The sequence below is a fragment of the Psychrobacter sp. MES7-P7E genome, assembly GCF_002863645.1.
Classification (GTDB): domain Bacteria; phylum Pseudomonadota; class Gammaproteobacteria; order Pseudomonadales; family Moraxellaceae; genus Psychrobacter.
The window spans coordinates 1-22,053 of sequence record NZ_PJBU01000087.1 but is presented as its reverse complement, the minus strand read 5'-3'; the positions used below and the strand labels follow the sequence as shown (position 1 = coordinate 22,053).

Sequence of the window (22,053 nt, the reverse complement as noted above, 5' to 3'; positions counted from 1 at the left end):
TCAATGATTGATAACCGATCATCTTGAGCTACATCGATTGATGATCTACAAGCCTCCAATTCTCAGATAAGATTTCGATCAGTTCTCTCTGCCTATGAGCCAAGTCCTGTGGAGTCCACTGTTGATAATTTATCACTTGAGTCGTTAGTGCATAAGAAGAAACGCCTTTCTTACCTAAAAAATAAGCTTTCTTTTTCTTATCGAAATCGTAGTTTTGAGCTTGTGAGTTTCTTCTACGGTTTAATGGGACTAAGTTGGCTATCTTGTGTATCCACTCTTTTCTATCTTCTAAAACAGGCCACCAAGAAGCCCACTCGCTTTCACTATTGACCGTTTGTGGTAAGACATGCTCTATCGTCAAGACCGTAGGGTCATAGGTCGCAGCCCCATCTGATACGAAAGCATCTAACCGTAGCATCAAATAGTTTCTACGCCTAGGTGTCAGCTCGTAGATATTGCTATCTAACGCTATGAGCATCTTCTTCTTCTCACCTTCAGAAAGCTCAACATCTTGTACTGGTGATTCTATCGTGTGCTCTAACTCTAGAGCATTGAGTACCTTGTTATATCGCTCAATACGCTCATTAATATTGTAAGCACATATATGCATGAATGCTGCTAAACGCTCCAAGCGTTCGAAAAACCACAATACGTACTCTGGTTGATCTTTTTTAGTTGCTATAAATCTTATCGCTACAGGTATCCAGTCGGAATTGTCTATCCTATTAAGCCATCTAAGATAACGGTTGACCGCCTCTGAGTGAGAAACGGCTTCATATGAGCTGCTTTTTACTATACTTAAAGCATTCGCATATGGCTCCAAGACATCTGAAATAAGCACTTCAGGACTAGAATTCTCATTGAGTACATGCTCTCTAAACTCTTCAAGTAGTGAGCGTTTCGCTTTTTCTTTTGCATAAATCATCCGCACATAAGAAAATAGATCGTTAAACCTGCTTCTACCTAGTTCAACCTCCATATCCTCCCAACGTTCGTTATAGCTTTCCTGAATTTCTTCTGACGTTAATTGACCAATAGTATCTGCTTTAATTATGTCCGTTGGTTGAAGATCTAAGCCACGGCTATTCATTACTGAAAATATTCTAAATGCTGATTTTTGATTCGGTGTTGATACTGCTACTAGATAACACTTCTGGAGTAGAAAAGCCACAAACCCTTTAATCAAATTAGGATCATCTTTCAAATATTTCCTAGCATACTCGTAAAATAATTTGCTATTTCGTTTTATATTTAGCCGAGACTCATTATCTAATGCTACTTCGTCCAGCTCAAAAAGTTCATTAAAATTCAGACCTTGTACATAGTTTAAGAAGAATTCTTGGTCACGTTTTCTTACTGTTAGTCTTGCTTTGCTTTCTAAACCTTCAAATTCATTACCAGGCTCAAGTATATATTGATATAACGTCTCTCTTTGCTTACCTTGCATCTTAGCTGCTAGTACAGCTAACAATATTGTTAAAGTAGTTAAGCGTTGCTGACCGTCGATAACTTCAGCTTGAGGTATGCCTTCTTCTTTTATGAGAACAATACTGCCAAGAAAATACTCTTCATCAGGTTCAGCTTTATAAAAACTGTAAAGATCTTCAAATAGCTCTGAAGCCTGATCTATAATCCAAGCGTAAGGACGCTGATAAGACGGTATTACATACTCAAAGTCTGAGCTAAATATTTTAGATAATGGATAATCAGCACCGCTAAGACTTTTGCTCATTATTAAACTCTCTATTAAGGACTAACCTATACATGGAAATTATTATTTTGTAATTAAATTAATCGGAGTAGTCTACCATACGATCTTGAAATATCCTTCTAAGGATGTACTTCTGTGTAACATATTTAACAGCTCACGGTCCTTGATATTGCCCTACTTCCAAACGTTTAAGCTGTAATCTGTCGGATAGCCTGCTAAGCTTAGATATAGCCATTCAACGTCATCCTATTAAATCTATATGCATGAGAATGAGGCGACCCCTTACAGCGCCCTACTAGCGGCTGCTTTTGATCAAGATAGTGATAGATGATTATTAACAAGATAAATACTTTTATCATTTCTCTGGAGAGACCCTTAAGCCCTTGTTTTATATATGTTTAATAGTGAAAAATAGCCTTTAAAGAATCTTTAAATAGTCTTTTATTCGAAAGACTATTTGCCTATTTCTATGAACGCCAAGTACCACCCTACACAATTTTTCCCTAACAAGATTTTGCGCATGAAATAGCCTTTTAATTGCGATAAAACTTTGATTGTAAACACAAAGTGGCTGAGGCCTTTTCTTCTGCCTAAAGTATATTACTTAGTGTATTAGATTAAGAAACCTCTCATAATACAAAAAAAATAAACCGCCCTACTTTTAAAGTTAGGACGGTCAGATAAATCTATACTGAACGTTCTGCAATCTTCGTATTAATCCATTCTGCAATCTCGCTTGCTACCCACACCACCCTTACCTGTGTCAGTTGTACCTTCTTAGGGAATGTTGGATCATAACGATCAGAATTTTCATTAACCATCTCATAAATCGTAGAACGACTAAGACCAGTATAGCTACCAACATCTTTAATACTCAATAGCTGTGGTATGTGATTACATTGCTCAATTACTGGCTGTGCTGCGTTTGAATTTTCCATGATTATCTCCGAATTATTGTATGGGAACATCTGTTCTCATACAGTCAGGGAGTCCTGTATTTTTTTATGAGACTTATATCGTCCGATAGACCTTATGCATAGAGTAATAAAAAGGAGCTGAATCATCAGCTCCTTTTTCTGTGTTAAAAATACTTTTAATAATAAGTTACATACACGACTATCTTAACTATTTAGAGCTTTCCTAAGCCTTTTGTTTGTGTAGCCTTTAGCCCGTTTATAAATATACTCTTCAATGAGATATAAAATAACTCGATCTTTGAAAAAACGCATGCTGATAAGACTGTGTTCATCTATATCTGATGGCGTACTCTTAGCTGAATCAGCTAGGATCGTACGCAGGCTTTCAATTTGAAGGTAGAGGGCATTAAATTCATAGTCTTCTAGAGCATCGACCAGTGAACCAACATATTCTACAACCATGGACTCGTAAACCTTGCCGCAAAATTCTTCTGTTTGGAACTTATAGCAAATATCATCCCATACATTTTTAAGAGGTTTTGTGGTTACCGTATCTTCACCAAAGCTCTGTAAATAACGTTCAGTCTGATTGGCAATTCTTTTAGATATTTTCTTAGACAGTTGTACTGAATTACTTAATGCCATTGTCTTTTCTAAATCCATTTTAGCTATCCTTACGTTAAACAGTAATAATCTGTTTTTAATATGCCGTTATGAAGAACTAGCACATTGTAAGACTTAACCTAGGTATTAAGCCACTAAAAATAAACCGATAAGAAATAAAACAAGCGACCTAAAATCGCTTGTTTCAACCTAACTAATTTACGCCGCATATCTTCCTCAATTTCTTTAGCTTACAGCTGTCACGCTTTGCAGCAGCCCTTGCTCAATGCTAGTCACGTTATGAGTGGCTAACCCGTTCTGATAACTCCCCTGTTGGCTATTGCTTACGTCATCTGTCTCCATGGGATAAAATTCTTCAGCCACATCAAGTAAGCCATCGTTATCAATTTCAAAGGATGAATTGACGTAACCCTGTTTTGCAGCCTCTTCTAGCGCTGCTTGATCAAAGCCGTGTTCGCTAAGCTCCGCATCAATTGCCTGCGCATCTTGCACTGCTTGCTTTAGTGTCACCCCATCACGTAGTGTCAAATCCACAAAGTAAATCGGCGTACGATAGCTTTGCGTGGTGCTTTTGCCTCTTAGGGTTAATTGCAGTGGTAAGCAGGACAGCTTATTGCCTGATACCGCAGCAAAGTAGCTCAGCCGTGCGGCAAGCGTGCGAATACTGTTAAAGCCTGTGGTGCGAAAGATAAACGTGCCTAACTCGTCGTCTTCACTCAGATTTGCGTAAAGTCTGCCATACGGCTTACAAGCACCGCCTTGCGCTAATGGGCAACGATCAGGTGACGGGCAAAGCAACGTTTCCACGCCATTGTTTGTACGGCGTTGACACTGCTCACCGTCACCCACGCATAGTGGCCGTCCGGTTTGTCTATCGAACAAGGTGTACTCAGCTCGCAGGTTTAGCTCAGGATCGTTAAACAACATGCGTACCGGTATGTGTCTCAGCTTACCGTCATTATTTGCGCGTAGCTTTTCATCGAGTGGATGGTTAATCCAGCCATCCTTATTTTGAACTTGGCTGGTGATAGTGAATTGATCGTCTTTAGCAGGCAAACGCTTGCCATCTTTTTGAATGACACGTCCAATACTGATACGACCTAAAACTGGTGGGGTTATGGTTAGACCTTTAATCATGGTGATATTCCTTATGGGTTTAATAAAATGTGTTTAGCCATAAAAAAGCCCACCGATTAGGGTGGGCAGTTATGCGCTTGTTTTGGTTAAGTGTAGTAGGTTTCGGCTTAGTCGTTTAAGATGACGAAGCGACGACTACCTTGCTTGGTTTTACTAAATTTAGCTAACAGCTCAGGATGCGCTTTGATAACGGCTTTGCTATCCAGACCGATACTATCTTTCGAGCGCTTCCAAGAAATTGCGCCTTTTTCAAACACAGCGACTTCATTATCGGCAATCAGTGTTTGCAGCTGGTGCTTAACCTGATCATGGCGCTGCTCTAACTCTTGCATGTAATCACGATAACTCAGCAGTTGCTCAAATAACTTATTGGCACCATCGTCATCTCGTAGATCAACCTTGCTTGAGGGTTTGGGCGTTGGATAAAGCTGCTTTAATGCTCGAGCTGCGGATTCTGAATGATCAGGCGTTGGTGGGGTGTCGGTCTGCACGTATTGCCAGAACAGACGCTCATGCTCCATGATGGACTCAATCAAGCGCTCATCCCGCTCAACCTTGTATATCTTAGCCTCGTGTCCACAAAGCAGCACGCAGATATGCGCCGCAGTTTTACCAGTGACCGCCAGCTGATGCTGCACTTGGCAGGTGACGTATAACGGCACGCCATGCTTCCAGAGCTTGGCACCATGTTCACCAGCGGTTTTGCACTCTAAAATCTGTACCTCACCACTACCAGTAATGGCATAGTCTAAATTTGCTAGCATGAATGGCTGCTCAGGATGCTGTAAGATAGCATTCACGCGGCGTACCTTATTGCCGGTATGTTCTTGATAGTATTTAGCGACCATCGGCTCTAAGGTATTGCCCCAATAGAGGGGTGAATAACCCTCAATGCTCTCATCGATGTCGGAGCTCATGCGTCCTGTCTTAATCATCCATAATTCCAGCATAGAGAGATACGGATGAATACCACAAGCAGCTGCTGCGTCAGAGCTGCCAATGCCTTGCTTGCGTACTTGTAGCCAGTCCTCACGGCTTAAATCTTTAGTATTAATTAAACGCTTGGCAGTCTTTGAAGTATTAGATTGGGCAGGTTTATCAGCAGTATCATTTTGCTTGGTTTTCACTACTGATGGTTTAAGCCTAACGGTTGCACGTTTGGTTTGTCTCGGCTGAGTAGTGCTGTTTAATGCGATCATGTTCATGACAAACTCCTTCGATAAATTGATTATTGGTATTAAATGAAATAAGCGGCATAAAAAACCACGCTCGAAGGCGTGGTTGATTGTATTTTCAGGTTTTAAATGTGGCTGGTTAAGCCAGCATCAGTAGCGATTCTTCTAAACCCTTTTGTTTAAGCTTAGCGCCAGAGCCAAACCAAGCGCCATCTAATCGATGGTCTCTCGACATCGCCCTGCGTTCATGATCGACGTATTCAGTGATACTACATAGCAAGCCGTAAGCGGTATCTTTGGCAGCATCAAGATCGGCTCCGCGACCTTGACCGTTAAACATGTTCATCACCTGATTCATCGCCTTGGCATTGGGCACCGCGTCTTTCTCTTTTTTAGCACTGTTAAACAGAATGATGTCATTGTCCTGATCATTAAATACACGGCTAAGATAGTTGGCTGCTTCTGCTTGGGTCACACGGCGCTCTGATAACTGCTTCATCTCATAGCTATGCTCATCCCATTGTTTCACCGACACGCCCAATTGCTGCTTAACCTTATCGGCATCAAAGGAGGTGGAGTGCGGTACTTTTACTACGCCTCCTGAACCATTCGCTAAGCTAATTGCTAGCGTGTTATTGCAGACCACACGGATCGATGTGAACTGAGCAGTAGTCGCTAACGTGCCGTCACAAGCGGTTGCAAGCAGTAAGTAGCCATTACTGACATCTTTACCCTTGAGCGTTGCTGACTGGCCTGTACGAGCCAATGCCCATAGCTTACGACCGCCCTTTAAGATGCCTGCCGTTTCAAGCTCAAAGTCAGACTGTTCCGTAAGATCACGATAGAACTCTAGAATCTCACGCGGCTGTACTTCCTGATAGCGTTGACTGACCACCGATAACGGCTCGAAGTTATCAGAGCGGTACAACACCTTTTGCTCAGCAAAGGGCAGGATCAGATTGTGACCTTTGTCATTGTTTGCCATGTAGCTAACGTCTGAGGATTCTATACGCCAATCCATACCCGCTTGCTTTGCCCAGATCTCGATAGGCTGCTTGGGAGCCAGCTCATTACCTAAGCCATGCCAAGGGGTTTCGCCAACGTATGCCATTGTGTCTATTAAATGTGCCATGATCATTGTCCTTTTAGATTTGATTAGAATTATGGGTTATGTAGATAGGTTAAATGCTGAAAGTTCTTGAGCAGGTATTGCAGGTATAACTGGGCTTTGCTGCTAAAACGAGTAAGGGTGGCTGTTGTAGCTTGTCTTTAGCCAAGCTAATCGCAGAAGCCAGTGCAGTACCTACCACTACACCGATTGCTGAATTGATTTTGTAGTACCTACAGATACTTACACCAAGACCTGATAGGGCAGATTGTGAACACAGTTGCTCGAAGAGATTAAAGGGACTGTCAGTATCGGCAGTGCTTCTGACGTTCGCTGAATGACAGTGTGGGCAGATGGGTCTCATGAATAGCTCCTTTTTCGATTGCGCATAAAAAAGGCCTGCGATTAAGCAGACCTTTAATTAGGATAGTTTGGGGTTAAACAGTCAGGAGAGCGATGCTTCCTGACTGATCTCATAGGAATACTATATATCTAAAAATATTTTGTTATTCAGGCAAGCCTCTACGTTTTTTTGTACGATAAATACCATGACCAAAGGTACGCATGTTTGGTAACCAAAGTTTAAGTTGCTGCTCATTCTTGCTTGGCTTCGTTAGGTATAGAGCTGAAGCTAGAGCATTTTCAACTTCAATAGGATTATTTTGATGTATCATGCCGATACCTAGTTTGTCATGTTGCTTATACTGCTGCTTACGTTCTTTATCATGGTAGCTATAATATTCGCCTAGACCAGCGGTTACCTCCTTCCATTTCTCACCCACCTCTTTAGCAATATACCAATCATTCTGTCGCTCTGAACCATCATACATAAGCAGTAAATGACAGTGCAGCCCACCTTCTTCTCCACCTTGCTCAATAGCCCAAGCATTGCCTTGCAAATGCTCAAAGCAACTCTTTGGCTTGCAGTTTTTTGCTTTACCGATAAGCTCTCGAAACTTGCTCATGTGATAATCGAAGCCTTCAATGGTCACATGGTGGCTGGTTTCTTTTGCGTATTTTAGGTCGATACGTATAAAGAGCAGTCGTGAGTAATGATTCATCAGACTGTGTACATAGTTCTTTAACTGCCTTTTATTGTGCGATTCTTGATAGATGAACGCCTGACGTTCATTCTCAATATCTTTTCTATAGCATGACAGTATGTCGATAAAACGCTGAGTTTTATCATGATCCCAAATCACGTTTTCTGGATAGGTATCACCAACGATCGCTTGAGTGCTACTAAAAAATGATAAGACTGGCCGTGAATAAAATAGCTCACTATCGAAGTGAGTCATGAACGGATAATAAAATCCGTTCAGTTTATTTAAGACCTCATTAAAACAGATAGTGTTCGCTAGTATATCTGTAACAAGACTATGGACGTTTGCAGCAGCTAGCGGTTGGTTTAGGTGTGAGTAAGACATTATGGTATTCCTATGAAGTTAGTTTCATAGGGTGGGATCAGTCCGTATTTTTATAATGATGGTCGCTGAGAGTTATGCCCTCAGCAGTAGAACAAGTAGCTGCTGTGTTTAGATAATAATATAAATAACCCACTAAGGACGAGCTGCCGTAGTGCAGCTTTGTGTAGGCGAGCTCTAGAAATTATGGTGATAGGTAGTAGTGGATTATAGGACTTTAAAGACAAATGGTTAAAGTGGAGTTAGCTGAACGGCACTACCAATTAGTCTGAACAATTTTTCGCTATAATATTTTAGAAACAGGTGGATATCACAAATTTTTAAAGCTATCTACTCTGACTTAGAACTAGGTTTGATAAGCATATTTTCGCTATTAAACTACCACTTCCGATTAAAGCTGCTCATCATTATCTCTAGCAAATCCTAACTCAATAGTTGCTTGGCTTCGTCTACGCCAGTTTAGTATAGACTCGCGACATCCATCGCTTTAGCTAATCAGCCCATCGTTTAATACGTAATAAAAATATAGACTCTTACTGTAAGCTGGTATATATTAACTATAGGTAAATTATATCGCCTAATAACAAGGCCTGCATGTATTTATTGCTAGAAATAAACTATAAAAAAAACAATGTAAAACCTTATAAAAACTAGTTTTTGTATTGTGTTTTTCTATAATCTTTTATGAGGAAATGACATGGTGGATGGACAATTAACTAGGCTTCCTGACAACCAGCACTATCCATTTGATCAAGGATCAATGGAGTATCATAATTCTCAATACTTGAGAACTATGTCAGACTTGTACATAAAAAGTATAAGATCTGGGACTAAGCGTATTGAAGATTACTTCAAAGAATTAGATAAAATGAGTGTTACGGATGCAAAATCCCTACTATATACGTATAATATTTTACTTAATAAAAGTTGGGAAAATATAAATTATGACAATGATGATTATAAAAACTTATTGATCAAAGAGCTTAAAACCTGGAGTTCACCCATTGATAAATTTAATGAGTTATTGGATGTTAGAGCAACGAAGGTTTTACCAAAAAGTTATCTTGACTGGTTTAAAAATGATCTACGATGCTCACTTTTTATCACCAATCTTATCTATAATGTTTTTAAAAACTCAGCTTTTAAAGGTAAGGATGAGCTAATAACAGCAATTACAAGTTTTTTGCCATATAACATTATTTATTTTAATAGCCATGTAAATAACGAATTTGGTTATTTCAATAGAGTACAGATAATAGATGATTGGAAAGTTTCGAATTTACTCTCGATAAAATCCACGTATTTGAAAGGCCGTACACCTGATAAAGAATTAAAATGGCTTGATGTTGCTAACCATAATCAAATTGAATGGGTATATAGCTATATAGATAATGACAAGGATCAGCCTATAATCCTCAAGGATGTATTTTTCCCAGAGACTTTTGAAGAGAAATATGAGCTGGTACTAGCCCATTTAGACACACTATCAAACATTGAAAGCCCTAACATAGGAACTGAAAAGAATAAAGGTTACTCTGAGCGTAGCTATATGTTATACAAAATGAGAAAAGCTTGGGATGGTCGAAAAAATTATAGCTCTAAAAACGAAGAAGGCGATGGCATTATAAAAATATATAAGAAAAATCAGACTAAGTTAGAAAAACTTATAGCCTTTAGTGGCTTTACCGCTCAGAAAATGATAAACAATTCTATCGAACAGATGTATGATCAGCTTATTAAAGATGATACTGAAGCAGTAGATAAGAGCCTTTCCTAAAAAGTGTGTAACTGCTTATAATCCACTAACAGGAGAATAAGCAATGACTAACCAATCTGACATCAAGAAACTGGCTGAGCAAATGGCCAACAGCATGAAAAGCTTCGATGACATCAAAGACTTTCAAAAGCAGCTCATGCAGTCCTTCATCGACACTGCCTTAGAAGCAGAAATGGAAGAGCATCTCGGCTACCCCAAGCATGAAAAGGCAGACAGGCCTAATAAGCGCAATGGGCACACTAAAAAGAGAGTCCGTAGCGACACAGGCGAGCTTGAGATCTCCACCCCCAGAGACCGCGACAGTAGCTTTGAGCCTGTACTTGTCAGTAAGCATCAAACCCGTATTTCAGGTCTTGATGACAAAATCATATTTCACTACAGGCATAGCCTTACGTCTTGCGCTTCGGGCAAGTGTCTCCCAGACACTTGCTGATCCTCGCTCATACGCCAAAGGTCAAACCACTACTGAGATCGTAGAGAGCATCAAAGAGCTCTATGACGTCGACATTTCAAGCTCTCTTGTCTCAAGAGTCACTGACAATATCTTGGATGACATCACCGCTTGGCAGAACCGGCCACTGAGCAGCGTCTATCCTATCGTCTACTTAGACTGCATTGTCGTCAAAGTTCGTCAGGACAAACAGATCATCAACAAGGCTATCTATCTGGCCTTAGGCGTTGCTCTTGATGGTAAAAAAGAGCTGCTTGGCATGTGGCTATCAGAGAACGAGGGCGCCAAATTCTGGCTTGGTGTTCTCACTGAGCTACAAAACCGCGGGGTTCAAGATATTCTTATTGCCTGTGTCGATGGTTTAAAGGGCTTCCCTGATGCCATTAATACGGTCTACCCTAACGCTCAGGTTCAGCTGTGTATCGTGCATATGGTGCGCTATTCGATGAAGTTCGTACCTTGGACGGACAAGAAGGCCGTAGCAGCTGATTTAAAGGCCATCTACGGTGCTGATACGCTTGAGATGGCAGAGGCCAACCTTGAGCACTTTGATGAAGTATGGGGCAAAGAGTACCCGCATGTCATCAAGTCTTGGCGCAATAACTGGGAGGGCTTAACGGTGTTCTTTGGTTATCCTAAAGACATCAGAAGAGTGATCTATACCACCAATGCGATAGAGTCGCTAAACAGCGTGATTCGGACAGCGGTGAATAAGCGTAAGGTGTTCCCATCTGATCAGGCAGCATTCAAAGTGGTGTACTTAGCAACCCAGCAGGCATCCAAAAAGTGGTCGATGCCAATCCGTAACTGGACGTCTGCTTTAAATCGCTTTATGATTATGTTTGATGACCGTATAAGCAGGCATTTAATCTAAAGGGCAGTTACACAGAATTCGGGATGGTCTCTTGAACCCAACGGTAAATAGTCGTGTGATCAACATTCACACCCCGTTCGGCCAGCATTTCCTGCAGTTCACGATAGCTAATGCCATATTTACAATACCAGCGCACAGCCCAAAGAATGATTTCGCCCTGAAAATGCCGACCATGGAAAGGATTCATATGCTGCACCTTTAGCTAAAACAGTCTTCAGCTTACCATTCGTGGTTATTTGCAACAGTGCCGATTTTTTGAAAAAAGCATAGGTCTAGATAATCAAGCTAGATTTTTTAAAACTCCACATTGGTCAATTGTACATAAACCATCACAAGTACCTCTTAAATCAGATAATTGTTCAATAAGCTTTTGTTGCTTGATTATATTTTCTCTGATAGCACTGACATGTAAGTCAATTAATTCATTCACATCTGAACAATTTTTCTCAGGTTTGTCTTTATAGGTAAGTAATTGACGAATTTCATTCAAACTCATATTTAAAGTTCGGCAATTCAAAATAAATTTAATTCGCTCAACATAGCCTACATCGTAAAGGCGGTAATTTCCTTCCGTTCTTTCCGGTTCCGGAATTAAACCTTCCTTTTCATAAAACCTAATTGTTAATACTGAACATGAGGTTTTTTTAGAGAGTTCACCAATTTTTAAATGCATTGAGTTAGTATTTCCAAAGATTCTTGACTCTATAGTAACTATAGGGATTCTAATATTCAAAGTTTATAAATTTTTTTAATGGGTATAACTATGAGTGGCTGTGGATGTAGTAAAGAAACACCATACGAAGATAAGAAATCTCAACAAGAAAATCATCCATCAATTGCAGAAGCAAGCAATTCAAAGAATTGTGATAATACGCCTAGCTGTTGTGGTGAAGAGGAAGAAGAAAAATCTTCATCTCCTTGCTGTAACACTTCAAACAGTTGTGAAGATACCGCTCAATCCTGTTGTGGTTCTGATCCCAAAGAAAATTTAAGCACTGAAAACGTTTTAAAAGATTCGCACTACATGAGTGAATACTTAGTTCCCAAAATGGATTGTTCTGCGGAAGAACAGATGGTTCGTATGGCGCTATCTTCAATTGATGGTGTTCAAAAACTCATCTTTGATTTACCTAACCGGTCTTTAAAGGTTCTACATAATCAAAAAGATGAAAATATAACTACCAAACTTGAAGCTTTGGGTTTTGGTGCAAAGCTTGTGAAGACTGAAACTTATATAAGCAATCAACAGGCTAAGCAAACAAGTACCTATACCATTCCTAAAATGGATTGCTCTGCTGAAGAGCAAATGGTCCGTATGGCTCTTGCAGATATTGAAGCAGTTAAAGGTCTTACTTTTGATCTTCCCAATCGAAAACTGAAAGTCTTCCATAATGAAGGGAGTCAGCAAATTACGGCCAAACTCGAAGGACTGGGTTTTGGGGCGAAACTTGATGAAATACAGCTTTCTTCAGGCGATATACCTAATGAACCTGATCCTGTGAGACAAGCTAAAGTACTTAAACTGTTATTAGGTATTAATGCTCTACTTTTCTTTATAGAATTCATCAGCGGTATTATTGCTGCGTCTACAGGATTGATTGCTGATTCTCTAGATATGTTTGCCGATGCAGCCGTTTATGGTATTGCGCTATATGCCGTCGGAAAAGCTGCGAAATATCAAATAAAAGCAGCCCATTTCGCAGGTTGGATTCAGTTATTACTTGCTGTTATCGTGATTGTTGATGTCATTAGACGATTCATGTTTGGAAGCGAGCCAGAATCAACGCTCATGATTGTTATTGGCCTGCTCGCACTTATAGCTAACGTGACATGCTTATATCTTATTTCTGGTCATCGAGAAGATGGCGCACATATGAAAGCCAGTTGGATTTTCTCGGCGAATGACGTTGTCGTAAATATGGGCGTTATATTTGCCGGTGTACTCGTGGCGTGGACGGGATCAGCTTATCCAGACTTAATCATTGGCATACTGGTTTCTTTATTCGTACTGAATGGTGCCCGAAAAATTTTGGCTTTGAAGTAAGGGCACTGTTGCAAATAACCACGAATGGTAAGCTGAAGACTGTTTTAGCTAAAGGTGCAGCATATGAATCCTTTCCATGGTCGGCATTTTCAGGGCGAAATCATTCTTTGGGCTGTGCGCTGGTATTGTAAATATGGCATTAGCTATCGTGAACTGCAGGAAATGCTGGCCGAACGGGGTGTGAATGTTGATCACACGACTATTTACCGTTGGGTTCAACGTTATGCTCCTGAAATAGAAAAACGTTTACGCTGGTATTGGCGTAATCCTACAGATTTACATTCATGGCATATGGATGAGACTTATATCAAAGTGAAGGGGCGATGGACTTACCTGTATCGTGCAGTTGATCAACGGGGTCATACGATTGACTTTTACCTTTCCGCTAGACGGAACAGTAAATCAGCCTATAGTTTTCTAGGAAAGATCTTCAATACGGTGAAAAAATGGCAAATTCCACGGGTCATCAATACAGATAAAGCAGCGACCTATGGCCATGCTTTATCACGATTAAAGCGAGAAGGAAAATGTCCAGTAGATATTGAGCACAGGCAGATTAAGTATAAAAATAATGTCATTGAATGTGATCATGGTAAGTTAAAGCGGATCATCAGGGCCACATTAGGATTCAAATCTATGAAGACGGCTTATGCCACAATTAAAGGTATTGAAGTCATGCGTGCACTACGTAAAGGACAAGCATCGTCATTTTATTATGGTCAGCCTCAGGGTGAAGTGTGTCTAATCAACAGGGTTTTCGGTCTCTAAGTACTTTTTAAAGGGAACATCATCGACTCAAATCTCTATTTGCAACAGTGCCTTACATTTCGTATTTTCTATTTGTAACGTAATTTCAGTAATATTATGATTATGTTTTAGAACTTCTAAGGCCTTTTGATAGAGTTGATCTGTATTGCTATTCGGAGCAACCAAATGAGCAGTTAAATGAATATTTCTTGAGGATATAGCCCAGACTTTCAACTGATGAATCCCTTCAACGCCCTCTAGCTTCAATAAATCATTTCTTAACGACTCAATATCAATCTCATCAGGAACTCCTTCAAGCAGAATATTAATACTTTGTTTTAATAAAATCCAAGTTCGAGGTAAGACCCAGAAGCCAATTAACACAGCGATTACGGTATCAACCCACATCCACTGGGTAAAATAAATAACTATTCCTCCGATAATCACGCCTATCGATCCTAGAGCATCACTAAGAACTTCTAAATATGCACCTTTTATATTTAGACTTCCTTCAGCACTAGCAGAAAGGATTTTCATTGAAATCAAATTTATGACCAAACCACCAACCGCGACAATCATCATTCCAACACTTTGAATTTCAGCAGGATTCGTAAAACGTTGATAAGCTTCATATACAATATATATTGCTACCACAAAAAGCATCACCGCATTAAACAGAGCCGCTAAAATTTCAAATCGCTGATAGCCAAAAGTTCTTTTATCATCTGCGGCTTTTTTACCAATTTTGATAGCGGCAAGAGCAATAGCTAAAGCGGCTGCATCAGTAAACATATGAGCTGCATCAGATAACAAAGCCAAACTTTGGGTAATAAAAGCAGCGACAACTTCTACTATTAAAAAAGTAGTCGTTAAACCTAAGGCAACCATTAACTTCTTACTATTTTCTTCAGTAACAACCGCATGGCTATGATCATGATGTTCTGACATAAAATATTTTCCTTATTCTATTTATGATGAGCAGAGATATTGGATAACAGCCAATATCTCTGCTGTAAATCGACTAATCTATTGGATTAAGAAACTTTTTTTTCATTTATCCAACGATAAAGCACGGGTAACAGCACCAAAGTTAGTAATGTTGAAGAGATAATCCCGCCAATCACTACGGTTGCCAGTGGCCGTTGAACCTCAGCCCCTGTTCCGGTTGCCAGCGCCATTGGTACAAAACCCAGTGAAGCCACACAAGCTGTCATCAACACTGGTCTTAAGCGCAAAATAGCCCCTTGCCACACGGCTTTATGCACTGGATATTTGTCCCTTAATTCCTTAATAAAGGTCAGCATTACCAGTCCATTGAGGACTGCAACACCAGATAAGGCAATAAAGCCAATTCCAGCTGACATCGATAATGGAATATCCCTTAGCCAAAGGAACAGCACACCACCGGTCAAGGCAAAGGGTATCCCGGTAAAGACCAATAGACTTTCTTTGACATTGTGAAAGACCGCCATCAGTAAAATAAAGATAGTGATTAAAGCCAGTGGAATCACGATTTGCATCCGTGCTTTGGCTGAAGCCAAATTTTCAAACTGACCGCCATATTCTATCCAATAACCACTTGGCAAAGTGTATGCTTTGAGCTGTGTCTGTACATCAGAAACAAAAGACCCTAAATCACGCCCTTCAACATTCGTTGTAACCACAACTCGGCGTTTACCATTTTCTCGACTGACTTGGTTGATTCCTTCAATGGTCGAGACTTGCGCGACATCCGACAATAAAATACTGCCACCATTTGGAAGCTGAATAGGTAACTGGGAAACAGATGCGACACTACGGTCTTGCTCTCCAAGACGGATAACAAAATCAAAACGACGATCGCCTTCTAAAATCTCTCCCACGCTTTGTCCACCAATACTGGTTGCCACAAGGTCTTGAATTGAACGCACACTCAAACCATATTGTGCAGCCAAAGTTTTATTTACCTCGACATTCAGTAATGGCAAACCTGAGGTCTGCTCAACTTTCACGGCACTGCTACCCGATATTTGCTGAATGATTTTGGAGATTTTAGTCGCCTCAGTATTGAGGACATTCATATCATCACCGAAGATTTTCACACCAACATCACTACGCACACCTGAGATCAATTCATTAAATCGGAGTTCAATCGGTTGTGAAAATTCACTATTATTGCCTGGAATCGTGGCTAAATACGTCACCATACGGCCACGTAATTCATCTAAACTTTCTTTAGGATTTGGCCATTCTGAACGAGGCTTTAACATGATATAGCCATCTGAAATATTGGGTGGCATGACATCTGTTGCAACCTCGGCTGTACCCGTTCTGGCAAATACTGCCTTAATTTCAGGGAAACTCTTTAAAAGAAGTTTTTCAGTATTCTCCTGAATACGTAAAGACTCTTCTAAGCCTGTACTTGGTGAACGTAACTGTTGTATCGCAAAGTCTCCTTCACTGAGCTGTGGTGCAAATTCACTGCCGAGTTTGGTACTGATAAATCCCGTAATCACTAATAAACACAGTGCAAAAGTCAGCACAACTGCTTTGTATTGATACGAAATATCAAGAGTTTGCTGATATTTAGCTTTTAGCCATAACATCCAACGACTTTCTTTTTCTTGAATATCGCCTTTGACCCACAATGCCACAGCAGCAGGCACAAAGGTGATCGATAAAATAATGGCTGCAACAAGGGCGAGTACCACTGCCAATGCCATCGGATGGAACATTTTTGCTTCCACACCACTTAAAGCAAAAATCGGCAAATACACCACCAAAATAATAAGCTGACCAAAAATAAGAGGACGACGTGCTTGGCGGGCAGCCAGAAAAACTTCCTTAAAGCGTTCACTTTGTGTGAGAGGTCGTTTTAACAGTTGCTGTGTATGGGCTAAACGCCGGATACAGTTTTCGACAATCACCACAGCACCATCGACAATGATGCCGAAATCGAGTGCACCTAAACTCATCAGATTGGCACTGATATTTTGCTGTGCCATCCCGGTTAAGGTAAACAGCATAGAGAGTGGAATGACACAGGCAGTAATCAAGGCAGCACGGATATTCCCTAAAAACAGGAACAGAATGATGATGACCAGGATTGCTCCCTCTACCAAGTTTTTCTGAACGGTTTTAATCGCCTTCTCAACCAAGATAGTACGGTCGTACACCGTTTCAATCACTACCCCTTTAGGCAAACTATTCTGAATATCTTGAAGCTTGGCATCCACAGCTTTAGAAACAGTCTGGCTATTTCCACCCATCGCCATCATGACAATCCCTAAAACGGTTTCTTTGCCGTTATAGGTTGCCCCACCGGTTCTTAAATCATGCCCAATAGAGACTTGCGCAATATCACCAACCCGAATTGGGCTGCCATTTGGGCTACCCAGCATGGTGTTCTCAATATCAGAAAGCCCATTGAATGTACCCGGTACACGTACCGTCAGTTGCTGACCATTGTCTTCAATATAACCTGCACCTCGGTTCTCATTATTTTGCGCTAAAGCCTGTTGCAGTTGTTCTAATGAGATATTCAGTTGCTGCATCCGGTTTAAATCGGGAGAGACCACATAGGTTTTTTCAAAACCACCAATACTGTTGACCTCTGCAACTCCCTTAACACGTTGCAGTTGAGGACGCACAATCCAGTCCTGAATCTCACGCAAATCCATCGGCGTGTATGCAGTTCCATCCGGCTTTTTCGCATTCGGATCTGCCTTCAGTACCCATTGATAAATCTCACCGAGACCCGTAGAAACGGGGGACATCGTCGGTGCGATTTGTGCAGGCAACTCAGATTGCGCCTCCTGTGTCCGTTGGTTAATCTGCTGACGGGCCCAATAAATATCAGTCCCATCTTTAAAGATAATGGTGACTTGAGAGAGTCCATAACGGGATATGGAACGGGTAAGCTCCAGATCCGGAATGCCAGCCATGGCATTTTCAATGGGATAGGTAATCAGCTGTTCGACTTCAAGCGCAGTAAAACCCTTGGCTTGAGTATTAATCTGGACTTGGGTATTGGTAATATCGGGTACAGCATCAATCGGGAGTTTCTGATAGCTATACACCCCGACCGCAATCCAGGTACAGGCAAAGAGCAACACCCAAATCGCATTTTGTATGGAAAACTGAATGATTCGTTCGAATAAACCTTCTGGTTTTGGTAGATCAGAATTAATGTCCATGGCCTGCCTCGTCTTTTTCTAATTCAGATTTCAACAAGAAACTGCCTTGAGCGATATACTTCTGCCCTTCAGTCAGCCCAGAAATCACTTCAAGCCATTGTCCATCACTTGAAGCCTGCCCCAATTGCACTTTCTGTGCTTTTAAGTGGACTTGACCTTTTTGTTCTGAATCTACGATGAAAATACTGTCTTCACCTTCAATACTTTGCAGCGCAGACTTTTGAATCCGAAGGGCTGATTTTGCTGTAGCTTCCGGAATCAACACTCTCACTAACACATTAGAACGCAACTCAGTAGCTTGCGCATCGAGTTTTGCGCGCACCACCAGACGCCCTGTTTGTACATCTGCCTGAGAGGTTAAGCTTTGTACAGTAGCTTTATAGCTTTGATCTGAATCATTCACTTTAAAGTCAATTTTTTGCCCGGCTTGCAGTTGACCTGAGAATTGATTCGGCAAATTAAACTCAAGCCATAAATCTTTCAGCTGTTCAATGACAAAGAGCTGATTAGCCAGTTGCACATTTTCACCGACCACAATATCTTTTTGACTGATCACCCCAGAGATCGGTGCTTTAATCAGAAAACGCCCATTGTTATTGCCACTTGCACCTAATGCATTTAAACGTGCTTGTGAGGACTGGACAGTAATCTGCGCTTGACGGTAGGCATTTTCGGCACGCTGGTAATCCTGTTTGGCAGAAACCCCCTGTGACCAGAGTTGCTGTTCGCGCTGGTAATCTTTACGGGCCAAATCCAGATTCACCTGTGCCATACGCAGATTTGCCTGTTGGTCGATCAGTTCAGGCACGGTTAGTACAGCCAGCGTTTGTCCTTTTTGCACGCTCTGTCCTAAAGCCACATTGATCTGCTCGACATAACCACTAAATTTAGGCGATATATGCGCTTGTTGATCGGTATTCACCACCAATTTACCTGGCAGGGTTGTCAGCTTTTCAACCAATCCTGTGGATGCAACAGCAACTTTTAAACCTTGTTCAACCATTTGTTGGCTGGTCAGTTGTATTTCGCCTTCTTCAGCATGTCCTTCTTCAGAACTATCTTCATCAGAATATTCGGCATTTCCCTCATCATAACCCTGCCCCTCAGATTCAGTTTTTTTTGAACTTAACCAAATAGCCAGACTGACCAAGACCGTAATCAGAATCAAAACTACAATCATGAGAGACTTGGATATTTTTCCGTTTTGCTTGGCGTTCATTTTATCGTGCTCCCCCATTGATTAAATTTTGCGATGCTTCGACTGCCTTTTTATTCAGTTGTGTATAGGCATCCGAACGGCTAATTTCTTCATAACTTGTGCCAATACTGAGTGCCTCAGCTGCTAGGGCAGTTTGCCAAGCTTGACGTAGAGTTTGTAATTGACCCAATCGAAGATTCTGCAGTTGGGTGGTTGCTTGCTGAACGTCGGTAATGGACAGTTTCCCTGCCTGAAACCCTAGTAAAGTACGGCTCTGAACTTTGGTCGCCAAAGTAACTTGTGCTGTTGTGGCATCGAACTGGCTACGTAAACCTTTGAGCTGATGCCTGCTGTTGGCAATATCGAGTATTTGTTGCTTCAGCTCACGCTGCTGCTGTTGGTTCAGCAATATTTGCTGTTGCTGGACCATCGGGATCGCATATTGCTGGCGATTGAAAATATTCAGTGGAATAGCCACGCCGATTGCTAAAGTCGTATCGTTGCTTCCATTAGGGGTTTTGCTACGTTTCATGCCTACATTTAAAGTCGGATTGGGACGTGCCTGAATTCTTAAATTTTCAATTTGATGATCCGATTGCTGAATGTTCAAGGCATAGAATTTTTCTAGCCACCCTTCAGCAATATACCGTTGCACAGTTTGGAGACTTTGCTCTGGCCAAGGGATAGCGGTTTTATTCAATTGAAGATGTGAAGATGTTTCTCCCCCCCACAAATTAGACAGCTGACGACCGGCAGCTTGTTTATTCAGCATCGCTTGCTCATAAAGTCGTTGGATTTCTAGCGCTTCAATTTGGGCACGCTCAAAATCAACCAGGGCAATACTGCCTGCCTGATAGCGTTTCTGGGCACTGTCCAGATTGACTTTACTTGTTTTTAACTGTACTGAATAAGCAGACTGCTCAACCTCAGCAAGTGCAAATTGCGACCATGCAAATTTAACAATCAGTTGGCTTTGTGCCTTCCATAATTGCTGTTGCAATTGGATTTGTTGATTCGAGGTATTGGCAATCACCCGGTTCAGCTTACGCTGACCAAATAGATCTAGAGGTTGACTAACGCCAACATTGAATTCCTGTTCTTGACCTGAGCCAAAGCCAGACTGTTCTAAACTTATACTTGGATTCTGCCATAACCGACTTTGCTGAATATTCAATTCAGATATTTGCTGAACTTGTTGCCACGGCTTGTCTTGAGTCTGGTAACTTTGTACTTTTGCTAAAGCGGATTCAAAGCTGGTAACGTTTTCAGCATAGCTATATTGCATAGCCGCTGCACATATACAAGCAACCAAGCTATGACGCAAGAGTATAATTGATTGTGAAGACATGATTTTTCCCACTTATTTAAATAATAAAAGTGGTGGGAATGTTTTAGGCTACCCCACCATGAGCGGGGAAAATTCGGGAGGTGGGCTTTGTTGAAACAGGTCAGGAGCCTGATAGCTGTTTTTCCAATGAAATTGTGGATTCACTTTAACTTCAGAGCTTGGATGAAACACATCTACTTTTTCATTTTGTACAATCAAATGCATCATCGATGGTAGATGATCTTGATGATCTTCACCGATTTCTAAATCGCTACTGAATGTTTTTATGTTTTCTGACTGTCCATTATGATCGTGTTGACGACTATCGCTGGCACACAAGGTATTTTGGTGATGACCAAAATGATAACTCTGCTGTGATTGAGGCTGTTGTTCATGGACACAAAAGGCCGCCGCCACATTCCAAAAGCTTTGGAACATGAACAATCCAACCAAGACTGTAATCCATGTAGTAGAACGCATCATCATAACAACCGAAAAATTTGTACCAAGTATAAGGCTTAGAGCCACTCCAAGGTCAAGCTTAATAAATTAAATTAAACATTCAATGAACACTGAATAGCCGGCACTTTTGCAAATTTACCTTGTCTCTATAAGCTCACATCAATTTCAGGTAAGAATAACAATAGATAGTGAACCGTACCGGGTTTGTCGGAGACTTTTTATTTAAGTTAGGCCACCTGACCTAACGGGTTAATCTTATCATTGTACATTGCTTCAAACTCAAAAGGCAATTTTTCCATGAGAGTTTCCCAAACTTTGTGTAACTGCTTATAATCCACTAACAGGAGAATAAGCAATGACTAACCAATCTGACATCAAGAAACTGGCTGAGCAAATGGCCAGCAGCATGAAAAGCTTCGATGACATCAAAGACTTTCAAAAGCAGCTCATGCAGTCCTTCATCGACACTGCCCTAGAAGCAGAAATGGAAGAGCATCTCGGCTACCCCAAGCATGAAAAGGCAGACAGGCCTAATAAGCGCAATGGGCACACTAAAAAGAGAGTCCGTAGCGACACAGGCGAGCTTGAGATCTCCACCCCCAGAGACCGCGACAGTAGCTTTGAGCCTGTACTTGTCAGTAAGCATCAAACCCGTATTTCAGGTCTTGATGACAAAATCATATTTCACTACAGGCATAGCCTTACGTCTTGCGCTTCGGGCAAGTGTCTCCCAGACACTTGCTGATCCTCGCTCATACGCCAAAGGTCAAACCACTACTGAGATTGTCGAAACCATCAAGGACATCTACGACGTCGACATCTCAAGCAGCTTGGTTTCCAGAGTCACTGACAACATCTTGGATGACATCACCGCTTGGCAGAACCGGCCACTGAGCAGCGTC

General features: G+C 41.2%; 17 protein-coding genes and 3 pseudogenes. 5 read left to right on the top strand and 15 right to left on the bottom strand.

Annotation, left to right across the window (positions count from 1 at the left end; genetic code table 11):
• Positions 1 to 28: 28 nt before the first annotated feature.
• The 8 genes from CXF62_RS06495 to CXF62_RS06460 all read right to left on the bottom strand — a co-directional run bounded on the left by CXF62_RS06495 (position 29) and on the right by CXF62_RS06460 (position 8,099).
• Complete coding sequence (locus CXF62_RS06495; RefSeq protein WP_102093425.1) at positions 29 to 1,732, bottom strand: DUF262 domain-containing protein; 1,704 nt, start codon at positions 1,730 to 1,732, stop codon at positions 29 to 31.
• A gap of 665 nt (positions 1,733 to 2,397) precedes the next feature.
• On the bottom strand, positions 2,398 to 2,649 hold the full coding sequence (locus CXF62_RS06490; protein WP_068326701.1) for a helix-turn-helix transcriptional regulator: 252 nt from the start codon (positions 2,647 to 2,649) through the stop codon (positions 2,398 to 2,400).
• A 183-nt stretch (positions 2,650 to 2,832) separates the two neighbouring features.
• Positions 2,833 to 3,291 carry a hypothetical protein gene (locus tag CXF62_RS06485; protein ID WP_068326698.1) on the bottom strand — a complete coding sequence of 153 codons (459 nt, stop codon included), beginning with the start codon at positions 3,289 to 3,291 and terminating at the stop codon, positions 2,833 to 2,835.
• A gap of 186 nt (positions 3,292 to 3,477) precedes the next feature.
• The gene (locus tag CXF62_RS06480) at positions 3,478 to 4,389 is read right to left on the bottom strand and encodes a recombination directionality factor (RefSeq protein ID WP_101204331.1); all 912 of its coding nucleotides are present in this window, start codon (positions 4,387 to 4,389) and stop codon (positions 3,478 to 3,480) included.
• A 107-nt stretch (positions 4,390 to 4,496) separates the two neighbouring features.
• Complete coding sequence (locus CXF62_RS06475) at positions 4,497 to 5,594, bottom strand: YqaJ viral recombinase family nuclease (RefSeq protein ID WP_068326692.1); 1,098 nt, start codon at positions 5,592 to 5,594, stop codon at positions 4,497 to 4,499.
• Between the two features lie 109 nt (positions 5,595 to 5,703).
• Positions 5,704 to 6,696, bottom strand: a complete 993-nt coding sequence (locus CXF62_RS06470; protein ID WP_068034979.1) for a DUF932 domain-containing protein — start codon at positions 6,694 to 6,696, stop codon at positions 5,704 to 5,706.
• 49 nt (positions 6,697 to 6,745) lie between these two features.
• Complete coding sequence (locus CXF62_RS06465; protein WP_082787166.1) at positions 6,746 to 7,036, bottom strand: hypothetical protein; 291 nt, start codon at positions 7,034 to 7,036, stop codon at positions 6,746 to 6,748.
• A 142-nt stretch (positions 7,037 to 7,178) separates the two neighbouring features.
• Entirely contained in the window at positions 7,179 to 8,099 is a 921-nt protein-coding gene (locus tag CXF62_RS06460) for a YagK/YfjJ domain-containing protein (RefSeq protein WP_102093424.1), read from the bottom strand.
• 694 nt (positions 8,100 to 8,793) lie between these two features.
• On the opposite strand from CXF62_RS06460, the gene CXF62_RS06455 reads away from it, so the two are divergent.
• Both CXF62_RS06455 and CXF62_RS06450 read left to right on the top strand, forming a co-directional pair.
• Positions 8,794 to 9,873, top strand: a complete 1,080-nt coding sequence (locus CXF62_RS06455) for a hypothetical protein (protein WP_068034977.1) — start codon at positions 8,794 to 8,796, stop codon at positions 9,871 to 9,873.
• A gap of 43 nt (positions 9,874 to 9,916) precedes the next feature.
• Positions 9,917 to 11,198: pseudogene (locus CXF62_RS06450) on the top strand (IS256 family transposase).
• Between the two features lie 19 nt (positions 11,199 to 11,217).
• Here CXF62_RS06450 and CXF62_RS06445 read toward each other — a convergent pair.
• Positions 11,218 to 11,385, bottom strand: a pseudogene (locus CXF62_RS06445) (IS6 family transposase); the annotation flags it as partial.
• Positions 11,386 to 11,478: 93 nt separating this feature from the next.
• A complete protein-coding gene (cadR, locus tag CXF62_RS06440; RefSeq protein WP_000550240.1) occupies positions 11,479 to 11,871 on the bottom strand; it encodes a Cd(II)/Pb(II)-responsive transcriptional regulator in 393 nt (130 codons plus the stop codon).
• 90 nt (positions 11,872 to 11,961) lie between these two features.
• Between cadR and CXF62_RS06435 the strand changes: the two genes are divergently transcribed.
• Together CXF62_RS06435 and CXF62_RS06430 are read left to right on the top strand one after the other, a co-directional pair.
• Positions 11,962 to 13,242: a cation efflux transmembrane domain-containing protein gene (locus tag CXF62_RS06435; RefSeq protein WP_102078869.1), complete on the top strand. Its 1,281-nt coding sequence runs from the start codon at positions 11,962 to 11,964 to the stop codon at positions 13,240 to 13,242.
• A 63-nt stretch (positions 13,243 to 13,305) separates the two neighbouring features.
• Positions 13,306 to 14,010 carry an IS6-like element IS1008 family transposase gene (locus tag CXF62_RS06430; RefSeq protein ID WP_019383564.1) on the top strand — a complete coding sequence of 235 codons (705 nt, stop codon included), beginning with the start codon at positions 13,306 to 13,308 and terminating at the stop codon, positions 14,008 to 14,010.
• Positions 14,011 to 14,037: 27 nt separating this feature from the next.
• Here CXF62_RS06430 and CXF62_RS06425 read toward each other — a convergent pair whose 3' ends face one another.
• From CXF62_RS06425 to CXF62_RS06405, 5 genes are all read right to left on the bottom strand, one after another.
• Positions 14,038 to 14,937: a cation diffusion facilitator family transporter gene (locus CXF62_RS06425; RefSeq protein ID WP_102078870.1), complete on the bottom strand. Its 900-nt coding sequence runs from the start codon at positions 14,935 to 14,937 to the stop codon at positions 14,038 to 14,040.
• Between the two features lie 86 nt (positions 14,938 to 15,023).
• Positions 15,024 to 18,164: an efflux RND transporter permease subunit gene (locus CXF62_RS06420; protein ID WP_102093422.1), complete on the bottom strand. Its 3,141-nt coding sequence runs from the start codon at positions 18,162 to 18,164 to the stop codon at positions 15,024 to 15,026.
• Entirely contained in the window at positions 18,154 to 19,383 is a 1,230-nt protein-coding gene (locus CXF62_RS06415) for an efflux RND transporter periplasmic adaptor subunit (RefSeq protein ID WP_102093421.1), read from the bottom strand. The genes CXF62_RS06420 and CXF62_RS06415 overlap by 11 nt, the downstream gene beginning before the upstream one ends.
• A gap of 1 nt (position 19,384) precedes the next feature.
• Positions 19,385 to 20,710 carry a TolC family protein gene (locus tag CXF62_RS06410; RefSeq protein ID WP_102093419.1) on the bottom strand — a complete coding sequence of 442 codons (1,326 nt, stop codon included), beginning with the start codon at positions 20,708 to 20,710 and terminating at the stop codon, positions 19,385 to 19,387.
• Positions 20,711 to 20,758: 48 nt separating this feature from the next.
• Positions 20,759 to 21,172 carry a cation efflux protein, CzcI-like gene (locus CXF62_RS06405; protein WP_227514115.1) on the bottom strand — a complete coding sequence of 138 codons (414 nt, stop codon included), beginning with the start codon at positions 21,170 to 21,172 and terminating at the stop codon, positions 20,759 to 20,761.
• Positions 21,173 to 21,506: 334 nt separating this feature from the next.
• Here CXF62_RS06405 and CXF62_RS14850 point away from each other — a divergent pair.
• Positions 21,507 to 22,053, top strand: a pseudogene (locus CXF62_RS14850) (transposase); the annotation flags it as partial.